At 68.8% G+C, this 25786-nt stretch carries 23 protein-coding genes and 1 pseudogene; 4 read left to right on the top strand and 20 right to left on the bottom strand.

Annotated features, from left to right (window positions below; all coding sequences use genetic code 11):
• Positions 1-81 precede the first annotated feature (81 nt).
• The 8 genes from VGN58_RS04900 to VGN58_RS04865 form a co-directional block, all read right to left on the bottom strand.
• Complete coding sequence (locus VGN58_RS04900) at positions 82-678, bottom strand: DsbE family thiol:disulfide interchange protein (protein WP_414710750.1); 597 nt, start codon at positions 676-678, stop codon at positions 82-84.
• Positions 675-2615, bottom strand: a complete 1941-nt coding sequence (locus VGN58_RS04895) for a heme lyase CcmF/NrfE family subunit (RefSeq protein ID WP_327482204.1) — start codon at positions 2613-2615, stop codon at positions 675-677. Before VGN58_RS04895 ends, VGN58_RS04900 begins: the two co-directional genes overlap by 4 nt.
• Positions 2616-2897: 282 nt before the next feature.
• Positions 2898-3359 (bottom strand): cytochrome c maturation protein CcmE, encoded by a 462-nt coding sequence (ccmE, locus tag VGN58_RS04890; RefSeq protein ID WP_327482203.1) that lies wholly within the window; start codon positions 3357-3359, stop codon positions 2898-2900.
• A 3-nt stretch (positions 3360-3362) separates the two neighbouring features.
• Entirely contained in the window at positions 3363-3530 is a 168-nt protein-coding gene (locus VGN58_RS04885; RefSeq protein ID WP_327482202.1) for a heme exporter protein CcmD, read from the bottom strand.
• Positions 3527-4285 (bottom strand): heme ABC transporter permease, encoded by a 759-nt coding sequence (locus VGN58_RS04880; RefSeq protein ID WP_327482201.1) that lies wholly within the window; start codon positions 4283-4285, stop codon positions 3527-3529. Before VGN58_RS04880 ends, VGN58_RS04885 begins: the two co-directional genes overlap by 4 nt.
• A gap of 16 nt (positions 4286-4301) precedes the next feature.
• Positions 4302-4988, bottom strand: coding sequence for a heme exporter protein CcmB (gene ccmB / locus VGN58_RS04875; protein ID WP_327482200.1), 687 nt, complete (start codon positions 4986-4988; stop codon positions 4302-4304).
• Between the two features lie 244 nt (positions 4989-5232).
• Entirely contained in the window at positions 5233-5883 is a 651-nt protein-coding gene (ccmA, locus tag VGN58_RS04870; RefSeq protein WP_327482199.1) for a heme ABC exporter ATP-binding protein CcmA, read from the bottom strand.
• Between the two features lie 104 nt (positions 5884-5987).
• Positions 5988-6494, bottom strand: coding sequence for a DUF3293 domain-containing protein (locus VGN58_RS04865; protein ID WP_327482198.1), 507 nt, complete (start codon positions 6492-6494; stop codon positions 5988-5990).
• Between the two features lie 72 nt (positions 6495-6566).
• Here VGN58_RS04865 and VGN58_RS04860 point away from each other — a divergent pair, with 72 nt between their 5' ends.
• Both VGN58_RS04860 and VGN58_RS04855 read left to right on the top strand, forming a co-directional pair.
• Positions 6567-7718: a pyridoxal phosphate-dependent aminotransferase gene (locus tag VGN58_RS04860; protein WP_327482197.1), complete on the top strand. Its 1152-nt coding sequence runs from the start codon at positions 6567-6569 to the stop codon at positions 7716-7718.
• A 175-nt stretch (positions 7719-7893) separates the two neighbouring features.
• Positions 7894-8691 (top strand): amidohydrolase, encoded by a 798-nt coding sequence (locus tag VGN58_RS04855; RefSeq protein WP_327482196.1) that lies wholly within the window; start codon positions 7894-7896, stop codon positions 8689-8691.
• A gap of 809 nt (positions 8692-9500) precedes the next feature.
• Here VGN58_RS04855 and VGN58_RS04850 read toward each other — a convergent pair.
• From VGN58_RS04850 to VGN58_RS04800, 11 genes and pseudogenes are all read right to left on the bottom strand, one after another.
• The gene (locus VGN58_RS04850; protein WP_327482195.1) at positions 9501-9950 is read right to left on the bottom strand and encodes a PaaI family thioesterase; all 450 of its coding nucleotides are present in this window, start codon (positions 9948-9950) and stop codon (positions 9501-9503) included.
• A complete protein-coding gene (locus VGN58_RS04845) occupies positions 9947-10327 on the bottom strand; it encodes a hypothetical protein (RefSeq protein WP_327482194.1) in 381 nt (126 codons plus the stop codon). The genes VGN58_RS04850 and VGN58_RS04845 overlap by 4 nt, the downstream gene beginning before the upstream one ends.
• A gap of 10 nt (positions 10328-10337) precedes the next feature.
• On the bottom strand, positions 10338-11546 hold the full coding sequence (locus VGN58_RS04840) for a PQQ-dependent sugar dehydrogenase (protein ID WP_327482193.1): 1209 nt from the start codon (positions 11544-11546) through the stop codon (positions 10338-10340).
• Between the two features lie 23 nt (positions 11547-11569).
• Positions 11570-13444: an ABC transporter ATP-binding protein gene (locus tag VGN58_RS04835; RefSeq protein ID WP_327482192.1), complete on the bottom strand. Its 1875-nt coding sequence runs from the start codon at positions 13442-13444 to the stop codon at positions 11570-11572.
• Between the two features lie 77 nt (positions 13445-13521).
• Complete coding sequence (locus tag VGN58_RS04830; protein ID WP_327482191.1) at positions 13522-14622, bottom strand: efflux RND transporter periplasmic adaptor subunit; 1101 nt, start codon at positions 14620-14622, stop codon at positions 13522-13524.
• Positions 14623-14642: 20 nt separating this feature from the next.
• Positions 14643-17735, bottom strand: a complete 3093-nt coding sequence (locus VGN58_RS04825; protein WP_327482190.1) for an efflux RND transporter permease subunit — start codon at positions 17733-17735, stop codon at positions 14643-14645.
• A gap of 245 nt (positions 17736-17980) precedes the next feature.
• Complete coding sequence (locus VGN58_RS04820) at positions 17981-18817, bottom strand: LytTR family DNA-binding domain-containing protein (RefSeq protein ID WP_327482189.1); 837 nt, start codon at positions 18815-18817, stop codon at positions 17981-17983.
• Between the two features lie 3 nt (positions 18818-18820).
• Positions 18821-19906: a sensor histidine kinase gene (locus VGN58_RS04815; RefSeq protein WP_327482188.1), complete on the bottom strand. Its 1086-nt coding sequence runs from the start codon at positions 19904-19906 to the stop codon at positions 18821-18823.
• Positions 19907-20003: 97 nt separating this feature from the next.
• Positions 20004-20647: pseudogene (locus VGN58_RS04810) on the bottom strand (trimeric intracellular cation channel family protein).
• A gap of 46 nt (positions 20648-20693) precedes the next feature.
• Positions 20694-21134 (bottom strand): carboxymuconolactone decarboxylase family protein, encoded by a 441-nt coding sequence (locus VGN58_RS04805; RefSeq protein ID WP_327482610.1) that lies wholly within the window; start codon positions 21132-21134, stop codon positions 20694-20696.
• Positions 21135-21177: 43 nt separating this feature from the next.
• Entirely contained in the window at positions 21178-22065 is an 888-nt protein-coding gene (locus VGN58_RS04800) for an RNA polymerase sigma-70 factor (protein ID WP_327482187.1), read from the bottom strand.
• A 113-nt stretch (positions 22066-22178) separates the two neighbouring features.
• Between VGN58_RS04800 and VGN58_RS04795 the strand changes: the two genes are divergently transcribed.
• Both VGN58_RS04795 and VGN58_RS04790 read left to right on the top strand, forming a co-directional pair.
• The gene (locus tag VGN58_RS04795) at positions 22179-23696 is read left to right on the top strand and encodes a fumarate hydratase (RefSeq protein ID WP_327482186.1); all 1518 of its coding nucleotides are present in this window, start codon (positions 22179-22181) and stop codon (positions 23694-23696) included.
• Positions 23697-23846: 150 nt separating this feature from the next.
• Positions 23847-24482, top strand: a complete 636-nt coding sequence (locus VGN58_RS04790; RefSeq protein WP_327482185.1) for a glutathione S-transferase family protein — start codon at positions 23847-23849, stop codon at positions 24480-24482.
• A gap of 175 nt (positions 24483-24657) precedes the next feature.
• On the opposite strand, the gene VGN58_RS04785 is transcribed toward VGN58_RS04790, so the two are convergent.
• The gene (locus tag VGN58_RS04785) at positions 24658-25767 is read right to left on the bottom strand and encodes a sterol desaturase family protein (protein WP_327482184.1); all 1110 of its coding nucleotides are present in this window, start codon (positions 25765-25767) and stop codon (positions 24658-24660) included.
• Positions 25768-25786: the final 19 nt, after the last annotated feature.

Genomic DNA, 25786 nt, shown 5'->3' with positions numbered 1-25786 from the left:
TTGCTCGGCTGCTCTTCGTTGCCGCATCGCGCAGCCGAGCAAGCTCGGCTCTACATGGGAGCCTTGATGTCGGGAATGCGGTCATCGGCCGGCTTCGATCTTTTCCAGCGCGGGGATCAGCTGCTGGTCGATGATGGCCTGGTCGATGGCACCGACGTGCTTCCACCGGATCACGCCCTGGTCGTCGACCAGGAAGGTCTCCGGCGCGCCATAGATGCCCCAGTCGATCGCGGTGCGGCCCTCGAGGTCGGCGACCACCATCATGTACGGATTGCCGAACTGCTCCAGCCAGCGCAGCGCGTCCTCGCGCTCGTCCTTGAGGTTGTAGCCGATGAAGCGCACGCGCTTGGTCAGTGCGAACTTCGTCAGCACCGGATGTTCGACGCGGCATTCCGGGCACCAGCTGCCCCACACGTTCATCACGTAGGGCTGGCCGGCGAGGTCGGCGTTGGTGACGCGCCTGGCCGGGTCGTGCAGCAGCGGCAGGTCGAACGCGGGCGCGGGCTTGCCGATCAGCGGCGAGGGCAGCGCATCGCGCCCGGCGCGGTCGGACTGCTTCACGCCGTAGTACAGCAGGCCCATCAGGCCGACGAAGAACAGGCCGATGATGACCAGCGCAAAGGTCATCGCGCCGCGCGAGCGCGGCGGTGAGGGCGGGAGTTCGGATGCGTGGTTCATGCGGGGCGCGCCTCGGCGGTCTTGTGGTTCCGGAACCGGCGGTCGGCGGCGGTGACGAAGCCGCCCAGCGCCATCAGCGCGGCGCCGAGCCAGATCCAGCGGACGAAGGGTTTGATGTGCACGCGCAACGCCCAGGCGTCGTTGCCCAGCGGTTCGCCGATGGCGACGTAGACGTCGCCCAGCACGCCGGGCCTGATGCCGGCTTCGGTCATCACCTGGCCGCCGCTGGCGTAGGCACGCTTTTCGGGGTGCAGCAGCGTCACCGGCTTGCCGTCGCGCAGCACCTGCACGTGGCCGCGGTCGGACAGGTAGTTGGGTCCCTGCGTTTCATCGACGCCCTGGAAGTGGAAGCCCCAGCGGCCGACCTCGACCGTCTGGCCGGGCTTCACTGCCAGTTCGCGCTGCACGTTCAGTCCCTCGACCAGCAGTGCGCCGACCAGGAACACCGCTACGCCGGTATGCGCCAGCGTCATGCCGAGCATCTCGGGGGTGAAGCGGCCGTTCGCGCGCAGGCGCTGCCAGAGGAAGCGCAGCGTGCCCAGGCCGACCCAGGCCGCACCGAGGATGCCGGCGGCGACCTTCAGCTTGCCCTGCGGGGCCACGAAGTACGCGATGACGGCCAGCACCAGCGCCAGACCGGCCCACGGCAGCAGCATGGCGAATGGCTTGGCCAGGTTGTCGCGCTGCCACCTGGTGATCGGCCCGAACGGCACCAGCGCCACCAGCGGCGCCATCAGCACGATGAAGAGCAGGCTGAAGTACGGCGGACCGACGGAGATCTTGCCGAGATTGAGCGCATCGGCGATCAGCGGGTACAGGGTGCCCAGCAGCACCATCGCGCAGGCCGCGGTGAGCAGCAGGTTGTTGGCCAGCAGCAGCGTCTCGCGCGAGCTGGCGGCGAAGTACGACTTCTCCGATTCGCCATCGGCCAACTGCGGCGCGCGCAGCGCGTACAGCAGCAGCGAGCTGCCGATCACGATGCCGAGGAAGATCAGGATGAACACGCCGCGGGTGGGATCGGCGGCGAAGGCGTGCACGCTGGTGATCACGCCCGAGCGCACCAGGAACGTGCCCAGCAGCGACAGCGAGAATGCGGCGATCGCAAGCAGCAGCGTCCAGCCACGGAACGCACCGCGCTTCTCGGTGACCGCCTGCGAATGGATCAGCGCCGCGCCGACCAGCCACGGCATGAAGCTGGCGTTCTCGACCGGGTCCCAGAACCACCAGCCGCCCCAGCCCAGTTCGTAGTACGCCCACCAGCTGCCCAGCGCGATGCCCAGCGTCAGGAAGCCCCAGGCCACGTTCGTCCACGGCCGCGTCCAGCGCAGCCAGCGTGCATCCACGTGACCGTCGAGCAGCGCGGCGATGGCGAACGCGAACGGCACCACGAAGCCCACGTAGCCCACGTACAGCAGCGGCGGATGGATGATCATCCCCGGGTCCTGCAGCAGCGGATTGAGGTCGCGGCCTTCGCCCGGCGACGGCAGCAGGCGGACGAAAGGATTGGAGGTGAAGATCAGGAAGGCCAGGAAGCCGATCGCCACCACGCCCATCACGCCGAGCACGCGCGCCATCACCACGTCCGGCAGGCGGCGCGAGAACAGCGCCACCGCGCCGGTCCACAGCGCCAGCACCAGCGCCCACAGCAGAAGCGAACCCTCGTGCGAGCCCCACACCGCGGTGTAGCGGTAGACCATCGGCAGCAGCGAATTGGAGTTGTCGGCCACGTACTTGACCGAGAAATCCTGCTTCACGAACGCCACGGTGAGGGCGATGAAGGCCAGCATCACCAGCCACAGCTGCGCATACGCGGCCGGTCGTGCCACCTCCATCCAGGCCGTCTTGTTGCGTTGCGCCCCGGCCAGCGGCAGCGCCGCCTGCAGGATCGCCACCAGCAGCGCCAGGATCAGCGCGATTTGTCCGAGTTCAGGAAGCATCAGTCATCCATTCCCTCGCCCTGCGGACGGGGGTGAGAACGATCTGCTTGCGCGGCATGCCGCGCAGATCGTTTGAACGCCGGGCGCGCTGCGCCGGGCCGGGGTGGGTGCCGAAGGCGGGTGAGGGGCGAGCGGAGAGAGGGGGCGTCCGCAATCCGGGAACCAGCAACGCGCGCGGTAGTTCGCGGGGCGCACGGAGAGCAACGGCAAAAGCGCCCCTCATCCGGCCTCCGGCCACCTTCTCCCCGCACGCGGGGAGAAGGGAGCGGGCACGCGGCACCCTCAATTCACGGACCCGGCAGGCGCGGCCTGCACGTCGTGCTTCTGGTGCGCCTTGCCCATCTTGTCGGCGACTTCCTTCGGCATGTAGGCCTCGTCGTGCTTGGCCAGCACGTCGGTGGCCACGAAGACGCCATCCTGCATGGAGCCGGTGGCGACCACGGCCTGTCCCTCGCGGAACAGGTCGGGCAGGATCTTGTCGTAGCGCACCGTCAGCTGCGCATCGCCGTCGGTGACGCCGAAGTGCGTGACCAGCGAGCCCGGTTCGCGCTTGAACGAGCCTTTCTCGACCATGCCACCCAGGCGGAAGCGGGCTTCGCCGGCTTCGCCGCGCAGTACCTCAGCCGGGGTGTAGAGGTAGGCCACGTTGCGCTGCAGGGCCATCGCGATGAGCGCGGTGGCGGTGCCGGCCACCAGGACGGCGAGCAGCACGAACAGCAGGCGGCGGCGACGCACGGGATTCATCGGTCAGCGTTCCAGGTCGGCGGGGGCGGCGTTGCGGCGCGCGTCGCGCGCCACGCGTTGGCGGGCGGCGCGCAGCTCGCGGCGCACCTGCAGGCGCGGGGCGAGGAAATCCCAGCCCAGCACCACGGCGAACACGGCGTAGGCGCCGATGACGTATTCGAGGTAGCTCACGGCGTGGCCTCCTTCGCGGCGGCGAGCTTCGCCACCCAATCCTTGCCGGCCTCGCGGCGCAGGTTGTCGGCACGCGCGCGCGCCAGCAGCGAACCGGCGAACCAGAACTTCGTCGCGATCACCATCAGCACCAGCGGCAGGATCATGCTGTCGTCCATGCTGGACTCGCCGAACACGCGGATGGTCTGGCCCTGGTGCAGCGAGTTCCACCACACCACCGAGTAGCGGATCACCGGCAGGATCGCCACGCCCACGATGGCCAGCAGGCCGGCCGCGCGGGCGGCGCTGCGGCGGTCGTCGATGGCGCCGTACAGGCCCATCACGCCCAGGTAGAGGAACAGCAGGATCAGTTCGGTGGTCAGGCGCGGGTCCCAGTCCCACCACGTGCCCCACATCGGCTTGCCCCAGATGCTGCCGGTGGCCAGGGTGATGACGGTGAACGCGGCGCCGGTCGGCGCGCAGGCCATCGCCAGGATCTCGCACAGCTTGATCCGCCAGACCAGCGCGATGGCCGCGTAGAACGCCATCAGGCCGAACACGAACATGCTCATCCAGGCGCTGGGCACGTGGATGTAGAGGATGCGGAAACTGTCGCCCTGCTGGTAGTCGGCCGGCACCACGAACAGCGCCTGCCACAGGCCCAGGCCGAGCAGCACGATGGCGGCCAGGTAACACCACGGCGTCCAGCGCGCCGCGAAGCGGTCGAAGTAGGGTGGTGAACCGAGTTGGTGGAACCAGCGGACGAGAGGATTCATGCGGCGGCGTAGGTCTTCAGGTCAGGGCGATGCGGATCGCCGCGGCGGCGGCCAGGGGCGCCAGCAGCAGCGAGAGCAGCAGGCCGGCGCCCAGCCAGAGGAGGGCGCCGGAGGCATCCAGCCCTTGTGCGCTGGCGGCGACGGCACCGGCGCCAAACACCAGCACGGGGACGTACAACGGCAACGCCAGCAGGGCCACAAGAATACCAGAGCGCCTCATGCCGACCGTCAGCGCCGCGACCACCGCGCCCAGCAGGCTCAGCAGCGGCGTGCCCAGCGCAAGCGTGGCCAGCAGCATCGGTAGTTGGCTGCGTGGCAGGTGCAGCATCTCGCCGAGCAGCGGCGCGGCGAGCACCAGCGGCAGCGTGGTGGTGGCCCAGTGGGTCAGCACGCGCACCAGCACCAGCCAGGAAAGCGGCACCGGCGCCAGGATCCACTGCTCGAGCGAGCCGTCCTCGGCATCGCCGCGGAACAGCGTATCCAGCGACAGCAACCCGGCCAGCAGCACCGCCACCCACAGCACCGCCGGCGCGACCCTGGCCAGTGCCTGCGGCTCGGTGCCGAGTCCGAGCGCGAACAGCACCACCACCAGCAGCGCGAACAGCGCCGGCTGCAGCGCGTCGCCGCGACGGCGCCACAGGAGCTGCACGTCGCGGACAACAAGCGCACGGGCGGTCTGGAGGAGTGACGGTGCGGTGCTCATGCGTGGGCCCCCACGAAGCAGCTCCTTCCCCCGCATGCGGGGGAAGGCTGGGATGGGGGCGAAGCGGAGTGGTGTGCCGTGATCAAGGCATAGGAATTCCGCACGCGCCGTCCCTGCATACGCGACACTCGATGCGGGACCGGGCCGACGCATCGACGTGCGCCGGTTTGCCCCCACCCCGGCCCTCCCCCGTGAACGGGGGAGGGGACGGTGTGCGGCGGCGTCGGAAACATCACGGCGGGGTTCATGCCGCGCCTCCCCGTTCCAGCACCAGCATCCGCGTCTGCACCGGTGGCGCGGCGTAGGCGCCGTGGGTGGTGACCAGCGCGGCGCCGCCGTCGCGCAGGTGCGCGGAGATCATGCGGTTCACCAGGGTGATGCCGTCCAGGTCGAGGTTGGCGTAGGGCTCGTCCAGCAGCCACAGCGGCGAGGGCGACAGCCACAGGCGGGCCAGCGAGAGGCGCTTCTTCTGCCCGGCGGACAGCTGGCGGGCGAGGGCGTCCTCGTAGCCGGCCAGGCCGACCATCGCCAGCGCATTGCCGGGCATCTGGCGTGCGCGGCGGCCATGCAGGCCGCAGAGGAAGTTGAGGTTTTCGAGGGTGTTCAGGTCGGCTTTGAGGGCCGGCAGGTGGCCGAGGTAGGCCATCGCGTGCGCCCGGCGCGACGGGCCGGCGGGCTGGCCGTCGATGTCGATCTGGCCGGCATCGGCACGCAGCAGGCCGGCCAGTACGCGCAGCAGGGTGGTCTTGCCGACCCCGTTACCGCCCTGCACCAGCAGCGCCTCGCCCTCGTCCACGGCGAAGTCCAGCGGCCCGAACACCGGTTCGTCATTGCGCGAGAACGCCAGGGCGCGGGCGGCCAGCAAGGGCGGGTGGCGGGGAGCGGCGTCGGTCATCGGATCGGGCGTTCCCGGGCGGGAGGCTGGAGTGTCCTGGCGGTTCAGCCGCCCATTCTAAACGGAGGGGCCGGTCCGGCCGCCTGCGACACGCCGTCGCGGTGTCAGCCCACCCAGTCGGTGTGCGGATCGTCGTCGGCCTGCGGCGGGCGCGGCCACATCATCCGCAGCCGCACCGGCGCGTCGGCGTGCCAGAACAGGGTGCCGCCCTGGCCGAATTCGCGCGCCAGCGCATCGGCCTGTTCCGTCGAGGGGTCCAGCACCAGGCAACCGTGCTCGACCATGCCGCCCTGGCTGTTGCAGCCGAGCGCGGGGTGGAACGCCAGGCCCAGCATGTGCAGGCGCGCATGCAGGCGTTCCTGCGCCGCGTCGTTGACCGGTCGCGGCGCGTCGCCGGGCGGCGGATTCCACGCGGTGATGAACAGATAGCGCGATGCCATGACCTGCCGCTCGACATCTGGGGCGGTCATGCCGGTGCGGAACAGCCACTCCTGCCGGCCGACGCTGACGAAGTAATGCGCGGCGGCCCAGGCGGCGGCCAGCCGCGCGCGCTCCGCCTCGGGAACCGCTCCGAGGCCGGTGCCGTCGGCGGAAGCACGGTGGTCGGCCATGGCCGCATCATCGCGCGTAACGCCCGGCGCGTACACTCTGCGCTCCCCCCAACGACGAGTCCCCGAACCAGGATGTCCCAGCCGCAGACCAAGCTGCCCAAGGTGGGCACCACCATCTTCACCGTCATGTCGCAGCTGGCCGCCGAGCACGGCGCGGTCAACCTGGGGCAGGGGTTCCCGGATTTCGCGGTGCCGCAGCGGCTGGTGGACGAACTGGACGCCGCCATGCGCGCAGGCCACAACCAGTACGCGCCGATGACCGGCGTGGCGCCGCTGCGCCAGGCCATCGCCGAGAAGGTGCTGCGCTGCTACGGACGGCAGGTGGACCCGGACACCGAGATCACCGTGACCAGCGGCGCCACCGAGGCGCTGTTCAACGCCATCCACGCGGTGGTGCGCCCGGGCGAAGAGGTCATCGTGCTGGACCCGGCCTACGACAGCTACGAGCCTGCCATCGACCTGGCCGGCGCGCGCGCCGTGCACGTGCCGCTGGATCCGCAGACGTTCGCGGTGGACTGGGACCGCGTGCGTGCGGCCATCACGCCGAAGACGCGCCTGCTGATCGTCAACAGCCCCCACAACCCGTCCGGCGCGATGTTCGACGAAGCCGACATCCGCGCGTTGTCGGCGTTGCTGGAAGGTACCGGCATCTACCTGATCTCCGACGAGGTGTACGAGCACATCGTGTTCGACGGTCGTCGCCACGAGTCGATCCTGCGGTATCCGGAACTGGCCGCGCGCGCGTTCGTCGTGTCCAGCTTCGGCAAGACCTACCACTGTACCGGCTGGAAGATCGGCTATGCCATCGCGCCGCCGGCGCTGAGCGCGGAGTTCCGCAAGGTGCACCAGTACAACGTGTTCTGCACGTTCGCTCCCGCGCAGCATGCCTTCGCCGCGATGATCCGCGACGAACCGGAACACTACGAGCAGCTGGGCGCGTTCTACCAGGACAAGCGCGACCGCTTCCGCAAACAGCTGCTGGGCACGAAGTTCAAACCGCTGCCGGTGCCGGGCGGCTACTTCCAGCTGGTCGACTATTCGGCGGTCAGCGATCTGCCGGATGCCGAGTTCGTGAAGTGGCTGACCATCGAACATGGCGTCACCGCGATCCCGCTGTCGCCGTTCTACGACACACCGCCGGCCGGTCAGCGCCTGGCGCGCCTGTGCTTCGCCAAGAACGAGGCGACGCTGGATGCGGCGATCGAACGGTTGAAGACGCTGTAAAGACGCGTCATTCCGTCGGCTTTCAACAGTCGAATGGCTGTTCAGGCCGGAATCCATCTGGTTTCTGCTCCAGCCTTCGAAAAGCGGCAAAGCCAATGGATCCCAGCTTGCGCTGGGATGACGTCGGATACATTTCGATCGTCATCATCATGGTGGCGGCCTGGAGACAGAAACGATGCAGGATCTTCGCATTTCCCTCGTACAGGGCGAGACCCGCTGGCACGACCCGGCGGGCAACCGCGACTACTACGGTGGCCTGATCGCGCCGCTGGCAGGGCAGACCGATCTGGTGATCCTGCCGGAGACCTTCACCAGCGGCTTCAGCAACGAGGCGATCGACCAGGCCGAAGGCATGGAGGGCGCCACGGTGGCGTGGATCCGCGAACAGGCCACGAAACTCGATGCCGCCGTCACCGGCAGCGTGCAGTTGCGTACCGACGAAGGCGTGTTCAATCGCCTGCTGTTCGCGACACCCGATGGCGATCTCCAGTACTACGACAAGCGCCACCTGTTCCGCTACGCCAACGAGCACAAGCGCTATGCCGCCGGCCGTGATCGGCTGACGGTGGAGTGGAAGGGCTGGCGGATCAATCCGCTGGTCTGCTACGACCTGCGCTTCCCCGTGTTCGCACGCAACCGCTACGACGTGGAGCGTACCGGGCAGCTGGATTTCGATCTGCAGTTGTTCGTCGCCAACTGGCCGGCGGCGCGCGCGTATCCGTGGAAGACGCTGCTGCGCGCGCGGGCGATCGAGAACCTGTGCTACGTGGCCGCGGTGAATCGTGCGGGCACGGACGGCAACGGGTTGGAGTACTCCGGTGACAGTGCGGTGATCGATTTCCTGGGGCAGCCGATGGTGGAGTTGCCGGCGGGCGAGGGGGTGGTGACCACGGTGGTCTCGGCGGAAGCGCTGGCGGCGCATCGGGAACGGTTCCCGGCGATGCTGGATGCGGACCGGTTCGAGTTGCGCTGAGTATTTGAGCCCTCTCCCTGCGGCGACCGAAGGAAGTCCCCGTGGGAGAGAGGGGTTGGGGTGAGGGGTAACGAAGTCCGTGTCTTTAGGCCGCCCTTGGCCGCCACTACATCCGCGGCACCCCGTAGTTCGATGGCCTTGCGGGATGGGTTTCTTCTTTCAAGCATGGTGCCGCTCGCCGCGGGGGCATTCCTTTCTTTGCTCGTGCAAAGAAAGGAACCAAAGAAACACGCCCCAGGCGGCACGCCCTCCGCGCTGCGCGCTCCGGGTCCGCGAGCGGCCCGGGAATTTTCGTAAGGCACATCCATGTGCCATACGAAAACGCCGTCATCCATGACGGCGCCCTTCGGGTTTTACCCGACCCACTCGCTGTGCCTCATGGGGACCGGAAAGCATGAGCAACGGCAAAAGCAGCTCTTGGGGCCCCTTAGGTCGGGCAGTCACGGCGGGCAAAACCCCGCAGGGGCGGCGCACATGGATGTGCGCCGTTTTCGGCCAAGGCAGGATGCCTTGTCCGAAAATTCCCGTCGTGACTGCGAACCCGCCGCTTGCGGCGGGCCGACCGCCGGGGTGTGTTTCTTTTGCCTACTTTTCTTTGCACAAGCAAAGAAAAGTAGGGCCCCCGCGGCGAGCGGCGCCAAGCGTAGGCAGCAGAAAGCCCCTCACGCACGGCCACCAAAGGCAAAAGCTATCGCGGCTGTTGTGGCAGCAAAGGCCAACGAAGACACGGACTTCGTTGGCCCTCACCCCAACCCCTCTCTCCCACGGGGACTTCCTTCGGTCGCCGCAGGGAGAGGGGCTCAAAGGCGTCAGCCTGCCTTCTGCGGCAGGATCTGGCACACCGCCTGGCATATCACCAGCACACGGCCTGCGTCGTCGCGCACCTCGCCGGCGAGGAACAGCTGCGTGCGCGTGCGTTCCACCAACCACGCATGGCAGACGATGTGCGGCATCTCCGGCGTCACCGGGCGCAGGTACTGGGTGTTGAGCGAGGTCGTCACGCTCGGCGGTGCGATCAGGTACGAGAACGGCCCCAGCGTATTGTCCAGCGCGGCGACGATGAAACCGCCCTGCATGTGCCCGATCGGATTCTGGTAGCGCGGCGATACAGGGAAGCGCATCGCCAGCGACTGCCCTTCCACGTAGTCGACCGGTTCGCCCTGCATGTCGAGCAGGCAGGGCGGCGGGATCTGCAGCGGGGCGCCGGCCAGCAGGCGGCTGCGCAGCAGGGCGTCGATGTCGGCGGTCGCGTCGCTCATGGGGTGAAGCTCAACTCGAAGGAGATGAAGAATGGTGCGCGCGGCGGCGCGGACAGCGTGCTGTCCCGGATCCGCTTCTGCACGCAGATCGCCAAGGGCGTGCCGCCTTCCCGCCACGTGCGCACCACCTTGCCGCCGGCGTCCAGTTCCGCGACCACCACGAACGGGGCGGTGTCGGCCGTCGGCGTGGCGCAGCCGGCGATGGCGGCATCCAGCGCAAGCCGTTGCGCATCGCGCAGCGCGCCGGCCTCGCTGGCGGGCAGCGAGGCTTCGTCGGCGTCCGCCTGCCGCTTGGCGGTGCTGTAGTCGGCGGGTGCCTGCGCCTGCGCCACCGTGGCGATGCCCAGGCCGCAGGCGAACACGAGGGCACGCATCATCGGCGCGTCCTCACGGCGCCTTCGGCGGTTCGATGCGCCAGACCTTGCCGTCGTCCTCGTCGGTGACGACGTAGACGCTGCCATCCGCCGCCACGCGCACGTCCCGCACGCGCTCGCCGATCTCGTTGAGCAGGCGCTCCTCGCCGACGATCCTGTCGCCGTCCAGGGTCAGGCGGATCAGGTTGCGCTCCGCCAGCGCGCCCACGAACACGCTGTCGTTCCACGGGCTGTCGGGCTTGCCGGTGAGGAAGGCCATGCCGGAGACGCCGGGCGACTTCTCCCACAGGTGGAACGGCTGCTCCATGCCGTCCTTCGTCTTGCCTTCGGCTTCCGGGATGGGCTGGCCGGAATAGTTGATGCCGTGGGTGATGATCGGCCAGCCGTAGTTCTTGCCGGCTTCCGGCAGGTTGATCTCGTCGCCGCCGCGCGGACCATGCTCGTTCTGCCAGAGCTTGCCGGTGCGCGGATCGCGGGCCATGCCCTGCATGTTGCGGTGACCGTAGCTGTAGATCTCCGGGCGTGCATCGGCGCGACCGACGAACGGATTGTCCTTCGGCACGCTGCCGTCCAGGTTCAGGCGCACCAGCTTGCCCTGCAGCTTGTCCAGTTCCTGCGCAGTGGGGCGGTTGTTGCGGTCGCCCTGGCTGATGAAGAGGTGGCCGGCATCGTCGAACACGAGGCGCGAACCGAAGTGGTTGGGGCCTTCCAGCTTCGGTTCCTGCCGGTAGATGACCTTGACGTCGGTCAGCGCATCGCCGGACAGCGTGCCGTAGGCGACGGCGGTACCGGCGGTGCCGTTGTCGCCGGGCTCGGCGTAGCTCAGGTAGATGCGTTGGCTGCTGGCGAAGTCCGGTGCGAGCACCACGTCGAGCAGGCCGCCCTGGCCCGTTGCCCACACCTTGGGCACGCCGGCGATCGGCGCGGATACCGCACCGTCGGCGCCGACGCGGCGCAACTGGCCGCTGCGTTCGGTCACCAGCATGGCGCCATCCGGCAGGAACGCCAGGCTCCAGGGATGATCCAGGCCGCTGGCCACGCGGGTCACGCGGATCTGGCCGCGCGCGCTGGCCAGGGTCTGCGACGGCTGCTCCACCGGCGCCGCCTGGGCGGCCGTCGGCGTGGCGCCCTGGGTGGCATCGCCATTGGCGGAGGAACCGCATGCGGCCAGCGGCAGCACGAGGAGGAGGGCGGTGGCGAGTCGATGGGATGCGTGGCGCAACGTGGTGTCTCCTGTGGGGAAAGTCAGCGGTAACCGGCGGCCTGCAGTTCGAACAGTTCGGCGTAGCGTCCGCCGGCGGCCATGAGCTGCTCGTGCGTGCCGCTCGCTTCCAGCCGTCCCTGGTCGAGGACCAGGATGCGGTCGGCCATGCGGACGCTGGAGAAGCGGTGCGAGATCAGCACCGCGGTCCGATTGTCCGACAATTCCTTGAAGCGTTGGAAGACCTCGAACTCCGAGCGCGCATCGAGCGCGGCGGTCGGTTCATCCAGGATCATCACCTGCGCATCGCGCATGTAGGCGCGGGCGATGGCGATCTTCTGCCACTGGCCACCGGACAGGTCCACGCTGTTCTTGAAGCGGCGTCCCACCAGTTGGTCGTATCCGCGCGGCAGGCCTTCGATCACGTCGTCGGCCATCGCGCGTGCGGCCGCGTCGCGGATGCGCGCGTCGTCCTGCATGGCGTCGATGCGGCCCACACCGATGTTCTCGCCGGCGGTGAGGTGGTAGCGCACGAAATCCTGGAAGATCACGCCGATGTTGGCGCGCAGGTCGTCGATGTCGTACTCCCGCAGGTCGCGCCCGTCGAGCAGGATGCGGCCCTCGTCCGGGTCGTACAGGCGCGCGAGCAGCTTCACCAGCGTGGTCTTGCCGGCGCCGTTCTCGCCGACCAGCGCCAGCACCTCGCCGGCCTGCAGCTCGAAGTCGAGATGCCGCACCGCCCAGCGCTCGGCATCGGGATAGCGGAAGCCCACGTTCTCGAACACGAAGCCACGCGTGATGGGGCGCGGGATCGGCACTGCGTTGGCGGGTGAGGTGATCTCCGGTTCGATCTCGAAGAACGAGAACAGGTCGTCCAGGTACAGCGCCTGGCCCGCCACCTGCGAGAAGCCGATCAGCAGGCCTTCCAGCAGCTGGCGCAGGCGCAGGAAGCTGCCGGCCAGGAAGGTCAGGTCGCCGATGCTGAAGTCGCCGCGCACCGTGCGCCAGGCGATGTAGCCGTAGGCGACGTAGTAGCCCAGCGTGCCCAGTGCGGCGAGGACGGTGCCCCAGACCGCGCGCCGCCGCGCGAGCGCGCGGTTGGCGAGGAAGAACTTTTCCGCCAGGTTGCGGTAGCGCTCGATCAGGAAGCGGTGGAGGTTGAAGATCTTCACCTCCTTCGCCGTTTCCACGCTCGCGCCCATCTGCCGCAGGTATTCCAGCTGGCGTCGCTCCGGCGTCCACTGGAAGTTGAGCGAATAGCCCAGTGCGTTGAAGTGCGCCTCGCCGACGAAGGCAGGGATCAACGCCAGCGCCAGCAGCGCGATCAGCCACGGGGCATAGACCAGCAGGCCGGCGGCGAAGGCGACCACGGTGATCGCGTCCTGTACCTGGCCGAACAGCTGGCTCATCAGGTTCATGCGCCCCATCGTCTGGCGACGCGCGCGGTCCAGCTTGTCCTGCAGGTCGGGGTCCTCGAAATCCTCCAGGTCCAGCGTGGCCGCGTGTTCCATCAGCCGCACGCTGGTCGCGTTGGTGAACAGTTCCGACAGCAGCGCGTCGGCATAGCTCACCAGCCGTCCGAGCAGGTCCGAGCCGATGGCGAGCGCGAACTCCAGTGCCAGCAGCGTCGCCAGCGTGTCGAGCTGTCCGCTGCGCCAGGCCTCGCCCAGCGAGCCGAAATCCAGACCCAGTCCGACCAGACGGATCGCTTCGTCGATGATGAGTTTGGCGATGTACAGCGTCACCACCGGCACGAACGCACGCAGCAGGCGCAGGCCCAGGCTGGCGAGGGTCAGTACACGGCTGGTCTGCCAGATCTGGCGCAGGAACGGGCCGAGGTTGCGCATCGCATCGAAGCGCTCGCGCAGGTTGGGCGTGGGGTTGCGTGCGGGCGCGGCATGCGGGGAGGGCGACGGCATGCCCGGATTGTGCCCGTTCACGGCGTTGCCGTCAGTGAAGGCGCCCGCCTGCCGCGGCGGCGATCAGTGTGCCGGCATCAACGCATCGCCACCGTCGGACCGAGCGGCTGGATCTCCAGTGCCTGGCCGGGTTCCACACGCTCGCCGCCGCGCACGATCAGGCGATCACCGGCGCTGACGCGGCCGGTGACCTCGACCAGCCCCTCCACCTCCGCGCCGGTCTCGACCGGCACGCGCTCGGCGTTGCCGGCGCCGTCCACGCGCATGACGAAGTCGCCCTCGCGGCGCAGGATCACCGCGTCGCGGGGCACCGCCACCACGGTGCGCGTCGCCGCGCTCGGCAGACCGACGTCCACGGCGGTGCCTACCGGGATGTCCAGGTCCGGCACGGCGATGCGCAACTCGAGCTGGCGCGAGGCTTCATCGCCCACCGGCACCAGCGCACTGACCGGGTAGGCGCGTTCCTCGCCGGCGCTGCGAACGCGGACTTCGGTGCCGGTCGCCAGATGGCGGGCCAGGTCCACCGGCGCGCGGACGCGCACTTCCTGCGCGCCCGTATCGACCAGGCGCGCGACCGCGCCGCCGGTGACCAGGTATTCGCCGAGCTGGGTGAGGCGCTCGGCGACGATGCCGTCGAAGGGCGCGCGCACCACCATCTGGTTGCGCTGGTGGCGGGTCTGCGCAAGCTGCGCCAGTACGCGTGCGCGTTCCTGCACCAGCACGTCGCGGTCGGCGCGAAGTTGCTCGTACTGCGCGCGGGCGATGTTCTGCTGCGCTGCCAGTTGGGCGTAGCGCTGCTCCTGGCGGTTGGCCATCGCCAGCTGTGCCTGGATGCGGGCCAGGTCCGCCTGGCCTTCCTGTTCGCGCAGGCGCAGCGCGGTGTCGTCGAGCACCGCCAGCGCCTGGCCCTTGCGTACGCGCTGGCCGACCTCCGCCACGTCCACGACACGCCCGTCCTGCTCGCCGGCGATGCGCGCATCGCGCCGGCTGATGACGCTGCCCGGCGACCAGTGGCGCGGCGCGAAGGCGGCGCTGACGGCGGGCGCCACGCTGACGATGGCCGGGGGCGCGTCGGGTTTCGCGGAAGGTGCGCTGGCATCGGCGTCCCATTTGATCAGGGGGAGCGCGAGGACGCCGGCCAGCGCGGTGGCGAGCAGCAGTTTGGGCAGGGGACGCATGGGATTCTCCGGAGCGGGGGTCAGGAAACGGCGTGGGGGAGGGGCGTTTCGGTGGTGTCGCCCGCGCGACGCGGTGCGCGTTCGCCGGCCAGGCGCAGCAGTGCCGGCACCAGCACCACGGTGAACAGCAGGCTCAGCGCCACACCGCCGACCGAGACGGCAGCCAGTCCGCGGTAGATCACCGCGCCGGGGCCCGGGTTGATCGCCATCGGCAGCGCGCCCAGCACGCCGGTCAGCGCGGCGATCAGGATCGGGCGCAGCCGCTGGTCCAGCGCCTGCCTCAATGCATCGTCCAGCGAGGCGCCGCCGGCCTGCGCTTCGCGGGCCTGCGCGACCAGCAGGATCGCGTTGTTGATCACCATGCCCAGCAGCATGATGAAACCGATCATCGACAGCAGGTCCAGTGTCTGGCCGGCGGCCAGATCCAGCACCCGCAGGCCAGCGACGCCGCCCAGCACCGCCATCGGCAACGTGGCCATGACGAAGGCGCTGTCGCGCAGCGACTTGAACATCGCCGCCATCAGCATGAACAGCACCACCAGCGCCAGCGCGAAATTCGTGCCCATGCTGCGCACCACTTCGCCCAGTCGGTCGGCGCTGCCGGAGATGCGGATGGCCGCGTCCGGCGGCAATGCATCGCGCAGCGACGGCACGATCTCGTCGTTGACGATGTCCAGGGCTTCTTCCAGCGACATCGTCTCGGGCGGATCGACCGTCAGCGTCACGGTGCGGCGGCGGTCGATGCGGCGCAGCTGGTTGGGCGCCAGCACGGTGTCCACGCGCGCCAGGTCGGCCAGGGTCAGCACACCGCCCTGCGGCGTGGCCAGCGGCGCGGCGCCGAGGCGCTCGATGTCGTCGCCGCGATTGCTGCGCAGGATGATGGCGAGACGTCGGTCGCCGTCGAAGTATTCGCCCAGCCACTGGCCATCGCCGAGCGCACGCACGACCGTGCCCAGTTCGGGCCGGCGCCAGCCGACCTCGGCGAGACGACGGTCGTCGGGGTTGATGCGCAGCTCCGGCGTTCCCGCATCCGCGTTCGGCCACGCCTGCACGTTGGCGCCGGCGAAACGGTCCGACAGCAGCTTGCGGCCGGCCTCCGCGGCGCGCGTGAGGGCATCGCCGTCGCCGTGCTGCAGGTGGATGGCGATGGCGCGTGCCGAGCCGCCGAAGCTGCCGAACAGTTCGCCTTCGCTGGCGAAGGCACGCGTGTCGGGGAAGCCGACGACGATCTCGTCGCGGACGATGCGCTCCAGTTCGCCGATGTCGTCCGGATCGACGACGCGCGCACCCAGCGAGCCGCCGCCGGGCCACAGGTTGAGGTACCAGTTGCTGAGCTGCGGGCCCTTCTCGCCGTCCATGTACGGGCGCATGCGTTCGAGGATGACGGGGGCGATCTCGCGGTCGACGCGCTCCGGGCTCATGCCGGGCGGAAAGTTGAAGAAGGCATCGACGGCCGCCCGCTTTACCGGCGGCAGGTAGTCGATCTGCGGCATCAGCAGCGCTGCCAGCAGCGCCGGCGCCAGCACCAGGGCGCCGACCCACGCCCACTGGCGCTTGCGGCCTTCGGTGGCACGCAACGCCCAATCGCTGATGCGCGACCAGGTGCGATGCTGGGCGGTGTCGTCCGTCCGGGTACGCAGCCAGGTGCCGGCGGCGGCCGGCAGTACCGTGACCGCGACCAGCAGCGAGATACCGACGGCGATCGAGATGGTCAGTGCGAGATCGGCGAACAGCTGGCCTTCCACGTCATCCATGAAGATCACCGGCAGGAACACCGCCACCGTCGTCAGCGTGGACGCGACCAGCGCGCCGCCGACCTGGCGCGTGCCTTCCAGGGCGGCGCGGCCGGCGGACATGCCTTCCTCGCGCAGGCGCACGATGTTCTCGGCCACCACCACGGCGGCGTCCATCACCATGCCCACCGCGAAGGCGAGGCCGGCCAGCGAGATGACGTTGAGGCTGCGGCCGGTCAGCTGCAGCACGATGAAGGTGGCCAGCAATGAGATGGGAATCGCGCAGGCGATCAGCGCCGTGGCGCGTACGTCGCGGAGGAACCACCACAGGCAGCCGATCGCCAGCAGCACGCCCGCGGTGAGGCTGCCGGACAGCAGGCCGAGCGCGCGGTTGATGAAGACCGAGGCATCGAAGCTCTGCGCGATGTCCAGGCCCAGCGGTTCCAGTTCCTGCTCGCGGACCTCGGCAACGACACGCTTCACCTCGTCCAGCGTGTCCAGTACGTTGGCGCCGCTTTCGCGCAGGATGCGCAGGCCGATGGCGGGGTTGCCGTTCTGGTAGGCGAAGAAGCGCTGCTCCGGCCGTTTCACCTCCACGTCGGCGACATCGGCCAGGCGTACCGGGCGCCCGTCACGCCACGCCAGGATCAGGTCGCCCATCGCTTCCGGGGAATAGCGGCCGGCGAAGCGCAGCACGTACTCGCGGCGACCGGCTTCGACCACGCCGCCGGAAACGTCGGTGGCGCGTGCGGCGACGGCCGCGACATCCGGCACCTGGATCCCGAGTGCCGCGGCACGCTCCAGGTCGAGGGTGATGGTCAGTTCGTCCTCGGCACCGCCGTTGATCTCGACGCCGGCCACGCCGTCGACCGAGGTCAGGCGCGGCACGATGCGGTCCTCGATCAGCTGCCGGTAGTCGAGGATGTCGCCCGACGTGCCGGGCAGCTTCTGCACGAAGAAGAAGGTCAGCGAGTTGTTGGCGTTGTCCGCGCCGGCCTGCACGACCGGCGGCGTCGCATCGCGCGGCAGCGGCTGCAGGCGGTTCATCCGCGACAGCACCTCCACCAGCATCGCGTCCATGTCGCTGCCGACGGCGAAGGTCAGATTGATGAAGCTGTTGCCGGCATTGACGTTGGAGGCGATCTCCTCCAGCCCCGGCAGGCCCTGCATCACCGCCTCGATGGGCTCGACGATCTCCGACTCCATCTCCTGCGGCGAAGCGGCACGCCATGCGGTCTGGATCGACATCTGTGGCCGTTCGATGTCGGGGAAGAGCTGCAGCGGCAGTTTGCCCAGGCTCATCAGGCCGAACGCGCAGACCATCGCCACGACCACCGCGACGGCGGCCGGATTGCGCAGGGAAGCGTCGGTGAGTTTCATCGTGCGGGTCCGCGTGGTGGTCGGCGGTGCGCACGATGCGCGTGTCTTGTTGTGCGGCTATGGCCCGGAAGTCACGGGGCGCGTCGGGTTGCGGCGAGTGGTGAAGGCAGTACGGCGAACCGAGTGTTAAGAATCTGCGTTACGCGAGTCGAATGCTGTTGTGGGAGCGACGTGAGTCGCGATGAAGAACCTGGATGCTTCCATCGCGACTTACGTCGCTCCCACAAGAGACACCAGGGGCTGCCCTACAGCAGCATCGCCAGCTTGTCGCGGTGACTGCGCGACAGCTTCAGTTCCTGCCCGCAATCCAGGCGCAGGAAACTCTCGCCGTTGGTGTGCGGGCGCATTTCCACCACGCGGCGTGCATTGACGATGGTGGAGCGGTGGATGCGCGGGAAGCGCTGCGGGTCGAGCTGCTTTTCCAGTTCGCGCATGGTGGCGCGCAGGATCAGCGTGTTGCCGTTCGGGCCGTCGGCGTCGGTATGGATGCACATGTAGTCGCCGGCCGCGTCGATCCAGCGGATGCTGTGCAGGTCCACGCGCACCGTGCGGCCGCCGTCGCGCACGGCGAGTTTCTCTTCGCGCCGCAGCAGGTCCAAGGCATCGGGCTTGAGCGCTTCGTCCAGGTCCAGCGGCGGACGGCCGCTGAGCTCGCCCAGCAGGCCGAGCAGGTGCGCGCAGTGCCCGCTGGCTTCGCGCTGTGCACGTGCCTGGCGCACGCGCGCCAGGGCCTGCGCCAGGCGCGACTCTTCGACCGGCTTCAGCAGGTAGTCGGTCGCCGAGGCCTCGAAGGCGCGGATGGCGTAGTGGTCGTAGGCGGTGACGAACACCACCAGCGGCATTTCGCTGGCCGGAATCGCGCGCAGGGTCTGGAAGCCGTCCATGCCCGGCATCTGCACGTCGAGGAACATCAGGTCCGGGCGATGCTCGCGCAGGCCGGCGATGGCGGATTCGCCGTCGCCGTAGTGGCCGACGATCGTCACGTCCGGGTGGGCGGCCAGGCGGATCTCGAGGCCGCGACGGGCGAGCGGCTCGTCGTCGACGACGATGGCCCGCAGGGGGGCGGAAACGCCGGCGTCCATGCGTCAGTCTCCCAGCGTCTGCGAGGTTTCGAAGGGCAGGCGCAGCGTCACTTCGATGCCGCGTTCGAGATTGCGCACGGAGAAGCCGCTGGCCTCGCCGTACAGCACAAGCAGGCGCTCGCGCGTATTGCGCAGACCCACGCCCTTGCCGGGCGGCAGCTGGTCGCCCTCGAGGGCACTGCAGCCCGGGCCGTCGTCTGTCACCCGCAGCACCAGCTGGTCGCCGTCGCGCTCGGCGGCGATCCGCAGCAGGCCGCCGGCGACCTGCTTGGCCACGGCGTACTTGATGGCGTTCTCCACCAGCGGCTGCAGCAGCAGGCTCGGCAGCAGGGCGCGCCAGCACTCCTCGTCGATGGCGGTCTCGATGCGCAGGCGCTCGGCGAAGCGGATCTTCTCGATGTCCAGGTACAGCGTCAGCGCATCCAGCTCCTGCCGCAGCGTCACCCGCTGCATCGGATCGTTGTCCAGCGAGTGGCGCAGGAACGAGGACAGGCCCTGCACCATGCGGTTGGCGGTGGCGTTGTCGCGGTCGAGGATCAGCGTGGAAATGGCGTTGAGCGTGTTGAACAGGAAGTGCGGGTTCAGCTGGTAGCGCAGCATCTTCAACTGGGCCTGGTGCGCCATGCTGCGTGCGGCGAGCGCGCGCGCGGTCTCGTCCTGCAGCTTCTGGTAATACTTGATGCCCATGTAGGCGCCCACCCAGGCCAGCAGCACGTAGATGTAGCCCAGCGAGTAGGCGATGAACTCCAGTCGGGTGGTCGGTTTGCAGGTGTCGCAGAAATCGACCAGGGCTTCGCGGGTGACGAAGTCGATGGCGGCCGAGCTGGCCAGCACCAGCGGGATCATCAGCGCCAGCAGCCTGCGCGGCGGCAGGTTCCAGTAGCTCCGCAGCACGAAGCGCAGCCCCAGCGTGACCAGCGCGCCCATCGTGGCGGCGGTCGCCGGCACCACCCAGTAGCCCGACGGCTTGCCATGGGCGACCGCGTACAGGCAGCCCTGCGCGAAGTAGGCACTCCATCCGGTCAGGTGCAGCAGCCAGAAGACGTGCTGGCGCGGAAGGGCCAGCGGATGGGAGGTGGCGATGGCCATGGTGGCGCTCAGGACGCAGGTGGCGCCATGCTACCGCCCCGCTCGCGGCCCCACCTCACGGCTCGTCGGCGGCCCGGCACGCTTGGGCGCATCGCTGCTACGTGAGCGGTCCCGGCGGCTCGCCGTCGCCGCCGGACTGCAGCGCGACGGGCAGGTGCCAGCCGTAGGTTACGGCCATCATCCGCAGCCCGAAACACAGCCCGCGCCCACCAGGGCACACGGCAGGGCCGGCAGCGACAGCCAGTAGCCCAGGGCCACCACCAGCGCACCGGCCAGTGCGGCGACCGCGTACAGTTCGGCGCGCAGCACCAGGGGCACCTGTGCCAGCAGCAGGTCGCGGGCGATGCCGCCGCCGATCCCGGTGAGCATCCCCATCCCGGCCGCCATCGGCGGCGAGATGCCGTACTCCAGTGCCTTCTGGGTGCCGGCCACGGCGAACAGCGCCAGGCCCATGGCGTCGAACATGCGCACCGGGTGGTGCAGTTTCTCGATCAGCGGGGCGCGGAAGAAGGTCACGATGCCGGCGGCCAGCGAGGTGACCGGATAGCGCCAGTCGCTGAGCGCGGCCGGCGGCGTCGCCCCGATCAGCAGGTCGCGGGTGATGCCGCCGGCGGTCGCGGCGATGAACGACAGCACCAGCACGCCGAAGATGTCCAGGCGGCGGCGCACCCCGAGCGTGGCGCCGCTGAGCGCGAACACGAAGGTGCCCACCAGGTCGAGGATGAGGACGAGGGTATCCATGCCGGCATTGTGCCGTCGGCATGGCAGGCCTGCGAGCGGCGCCCGCTCAGGCCAGGACTGGTTGCATGCCCACACCCAGGCGGTTCCAGGCATTGATGACGGCCACGGCCATGGTCAGCTCTGCGATGCCAGCTTCGTCGAAATGCGCTTTCAGCGCCTCGTACGTGGCATCGGCCGGTGCGCCGGAGGGCAGGGTGGTCAGCTGCTCCGCCCAGGCCAGTGCCGCGCCTTCGCGGGCATCGAAGAAACGGCTGTCGCGCCAGCCGGCCAGCGTGTGCAGCTTGCGCGACTCCACCCCGGCCTTGACCAGCGCGCTGCCGTGCATGTCCATGCAGTAGGCGCAGCCGTTGATCTGGGAGACGCGCAGGAAGACGAGTTCGAGGAACTCCTTTCCCAGCACGCCGTTGTGGATGGCCGTGCTGGCGGCGTAGAGGCCGCGGAAGGCCTCGGGGACATGCTTCGGATAGTCGACGCGATGGAACTTCATGCTCATGGCAGTGCCTCCATGGTGGCCACGACGGCCACCTTCACTACCAGGACGCGCCACCGTCCTTCGCCGTGACAGCCGTGCCCAGCTTGTCCGGATTGGCGACGGTAAAGAGCTCGCGGATGCGCTCGCCATCGCTGATCGCGACCATCACCGCCGTCAGCCGGCCATCGCGGTAGCGCAGGATCGCGGGTTCGCCGTTGACCGTGCCCATGCGCCAGGTGATCGCCGGATCCTGCCGGCGGTAGGCCGCCCAGAACAGCCGCGCAATGCGCACCGCGCCGAGCAGGGGGCGGATGACGGCCGCCACCTTCCCGCCGCCGTCGGACACCAGGCGCGCGTCTTCGCTCAGCAGCGCGGCGATCGCGGACTGATCGCCGCGGCGCGCGGCGTGCATGAAGCGCTCCAGCAGGCGTCGGTGGTTCTCCGGCGGCACCTCGAAGCGCGGACGGCCTGCGTGCACGCGTTCGCGGGCGCGATGGACCATCTGCCGGCAGTTGGCCTCGCTCTGTCCGAGCAAGCGGGCGATCTGCGCGTAGTCGTAGTCGAAGGCCTCCTTCAGCAGGAAGGCGGCGCGTTCCTCGGGGCCCAGCCGCTCGAGCAAGGCGAGGAAAGCCAGCGATACCTGCTCGGCGACTTCGGCCGAGCGTTCCGGCGTGGGCGACTCGTCGATCTCGGCGGGTTCGGGTAGCCAGGGACCCACGTAGTGCTCGCGCTGCACGCGGGCGGCGCGCAGGCGGTCGATGCCCAGGCGGGTGGCGGCGGTAACCAGCCAGGCTTCCGGATCGCGGATGCCGGTCGTGTCGGTCTGCTGCCAGCGCAGCCAGGTGTCCTGGACGACGTCCTCGGCATCGCTGCGGCTGCCGAGCAGGCGGTAGGAGAGTCCGAGCAGGCGGCCACGATGGGTCTCGAAGGTGGTTTCGGCGTTCATGCGACCAAAGACGGGGCAGGGCGACGTGGCGTGACAGCCGGGCGAGGGGCCACTTTGGCCTAAAATGGCGGCTTCCGCCCGCGACCCCACCGGCAGCCCCGGCTTTACGTCCCATGACCTCGATCAAGCAGGAAGACCTCATCCAGTCCATCGCCGATGGCCTGCAGTACATCAGCTACTACCATCCGGTGGACTACATCAGGAACCTCGCCGCCGCCTACGAGCGCGAGGAGTCGCCGGCGGCCAAGGACGCCATCGCCCAGATCCTGATCAATTCGCGCATGTGCGCCGAAGGCCATCGCCCGATCTGCCAGGACACCGGCATCGTCACCGTGTTCCTCGAGATCGGCATGGACGTGCGCTGGGACGACGCCACGATGGGCGTGGAGGACATGGTCCACGAAGGCGTGCGCCGCGCCTACAATCACCCCGACAACAAGCTGCGCGCCAGCGTGCTGGCCGACCCGGCCGGCAAGCGCACCAACACGAAGGACAACACGCCGGGCGTGGTCAACGTCAAGGTCGTCCCGGGCAATACCGTCGATGTGATCGTTGCGGCGAAGGGCGGTGGGTCGGAGGCGAAGTCGAAGTTCGCGATGCTCAATCCCTCCGATTCCATCGTCGACTGGGTGCTGAAGACCGTGCCGACGATGGGCGCCGGCTGGTGCCCGCCGGGCATGCTCGGCATCGGCATCGGCGGCACCGCGGAGAAGGCGATGCTGCTGGCGAAGGAATCGCTGATGGAGCCGATCGACATCACCGAACTGCAGGTGCGCGGACCGTCGAACCGCGCCGAGGAGCTGCGCCTGGAGCTGTACGAGAAGGTCAATGCGCTCGGCATCGGCGCGCAGGGCCTGGGTGGCCTGACCACCGTGCTCGACATCAAGGTCAAGGACTACCCGACCCACGCGGCCAACCTGCCGGTGGCGATGATCCCGAACTGCGCCGCCACGCGCCACGCGCACTTCACCCTCGACGGCAGCGGCCCGGTGATGCTGGACCCGCCGTCGCTGGAAGACTGGCCGGAACTGACCTACGACGCATCGAAGGGTCGCCGCGTCGACCTCGACACCCTGACCCGCGAGGATGTCGCCAGCTGGAAGCCGGGCGAAGTCCTGCTGCTCAACGGAAAGCTGCTGACCGGTCGCGATGCCGCGCACAAGCGCATGGTCGACATGCTCAACAAGGGCGAGCCGCTGCCGGTCGACCTGAAGGGCCGCTTCATCTACTACGTCGGCCCGGTCGATCCGGTCCGCGATGAAGTCGTCGGACCGGCGGGCCCGACCACCGCTACGCGCATGGACAAGTTCACCGAGCAGGTGCTGGCGCAGACCGGTCTGCTGGGCATGGTCGGCAAGGCCGAGCGTGGCCCGGCGGCGATCGAGGCCATCAGGAAGCACCAGTCGGCCTACCTGATGGCGGTCGGCGGTGCGGCGTACCTCGTCTCCAAGGCGATCAAGGCGGCGAAGGTCGTCGGCTTCGCCGACCTGGGCATGGAAGCGATCTACGAGTTCACCGTGCAGGACATGCCGGTGACCGTCGCCGTCGACTCGCAGGGCACCTCGGTGCACAACACCGGCCCGAAGGAGTGGCAGGCGCGGATCGGGAAGATTCCGGTGGTGGTGGCGTAATGCTGTTCCCTTCTCCCTGCGGGAGAAGGTGCCCGTAGGGCGGATGAGGGTGAGGCGAAGTCAGGGTGCTTGAACCACCCGGACTTTCGTCGCCCACACCCCAACCCCTCTCCCGGCGGGAGAGGGGCTTTCAATTCGAGGAGCTCATGCATGTCCACCACGCTCTACTACTCCCGCAGCACCGCGAGCCTGGTCGTCCACTGGCTGCTGATCGAACTGGGCATCCCGCACGAACTGCACGAGCTGGACTTCGACAAGCGCGACCAGAAGTCGGACGACTACCTGAAGCTCAACCCCGCCGGCGTGGTGCCCACGCTGGTGATGGACGGGCAGGTGATCACCGAGACCGCCGCGATCCTGATGCATCTCGCCGACACGCATCCGCGCGCGGAGCTGGCGCCTGCCGTGGCGAGCACGCAGCGCGCGCAGTACTACCGCTGGATGCTGTTCTGCGCCAACACGCTGATGCCTGCCTATCGTGCCTGGTTCTATTCCGACGAGATCGCCGGCGCGGCCAATGTCCAGGCAACGAAGGACCATGCGCGGGCGAAGCTGGAAAAGGCCTGGGGGCAGGTTGCCGACCATCTCGAGGCGCACGGTCCGTACCTGCTGGGCGCGCAGCGCAGTGCCGCGGACTTCCTGCTGACCATGCTGATGCGCTGGTCGCGCAACCTGCCCAAGCCCACCGACACCTGGCCGGTGCTGCAGTCCTACGCGCAGCGCATGAAGGCGCTGCCGAGCTTCAGGGAAGTCTATGCCCGCGAGGGGCTGACGGACTGGACGTGAGCAAACGCTGCTCTCTGTAGGAGCGACGTGAGTCGCGACCGCGGACTCGGAATGGCGTCGATCCGGGTCCGCGAATGGATAGTGCCAATACGCGGCGAGTGAAGAGGCGCTGCTGGCTGCCGTGGCGTGCGGTCGCGACTGACGTCGCTCCTACAACAGGCAACAGCGCACTCGCTCAGTCCACGTACTCGTCGAACTTCCGCCCGCCCTGGAACGGCATCAGGTGCTGGCGCAGGATGCCGCGCGGCACGGTCTCCAGCTTCATCACGCCATATTCCTCTGGCCAGTCTTCCTGCTTCGGCGGCAGCTTGAACGTGCCCATCAGCATGTCCACCAGCGGCAGGTGGATGGCGTAGTTCACGTCCAGGTAGTCCTTGTGCCGGGCGTGGTGCCAGTGGTGGTAGCGCGGCAGTACCAGCAGGTATTCGAGCCAGCCGAAGCGGATGCCCAGGTTGGCGTGCGCCAGCACGGCCTGCAGGCCGACCAGGATGACGTAGGCATTCACCGCCGGCGTCGAGAAGCCCAGCACCAGCAGCGGCAACAGCACTGCGCTGCGCGTCAGCACGATCTCGACGAGATGGATGCGCGAGCCCGCCAGCCAATCCATCTCGCGGCTGGAGTGGTGCACGGCGTGGAAGCGCCAGAGCCACGGGATGTTGTGGTACGCGCGGTGCAGCGACGCCTGCGCCAGGTCCGCCACGAAGACGGCGATCAGGAACTGCGCCCAGACCGGCAGCGACTGGATCGCAGTCTTCAATGCGGGAAATGCGGCCAGCCCGGCGATGGTCGACGTCGATGCCGTCACCAGGATCAGGATGAACTGGACCAGCATGTGGCTCATGAAGAAGTACGTCACGTCCGTGCGCCAGCCCGGGCGCAGCGGCGAGATGCGACGCTGGCCGAGGTAGTGTTCCAGCGGCACGAACACCAGCGCCGAGAAGAACAGCGAGATGACGAACCAGTCCAGCCCCAGCGAATAGGGCGTCTGGCCGATCGCATCGAACTGCACGTTGGTGCCGCCCAGCAGCACGGCGAGTGTCGCGCTGCCGACCCCGATCATGGCGATGCGCTTGTTGCGGTCGCGCAGGATCGCCCAGGTGCCCATCGCGAACGCGGCGGCCAGGCCGACCAGCAGCAGATGGCGGGCGAACTGCTCGTTGTAGGCGGCGCGGAACTCCCGGCTGGTCAGCAGCTCCGGGAAGTGGAAACAGGCGACGGCCATCAGGCTGAGCAGCCCGAGCATGGCCGAAGCGTAGGCGAAGAACGAACGGCGTGGGCGTGACATGAAGCGTCCTGGCAGGCGG

The organism is Pseudoxanthomonas sp., from assembly GCF_035999195.1.
Classification (GTDB): Bacteria; Pseudomonadota; Gammaproteobacteria; order Xanthomonadales; family Xanthomonadaceae; genus Pseudoxanthomonas_A.
The sequence above is the reverse complement of the archived record's forward strand: the minus strand, read 5'-3'. Positions and strand labels throughout refer to the sequence as shown.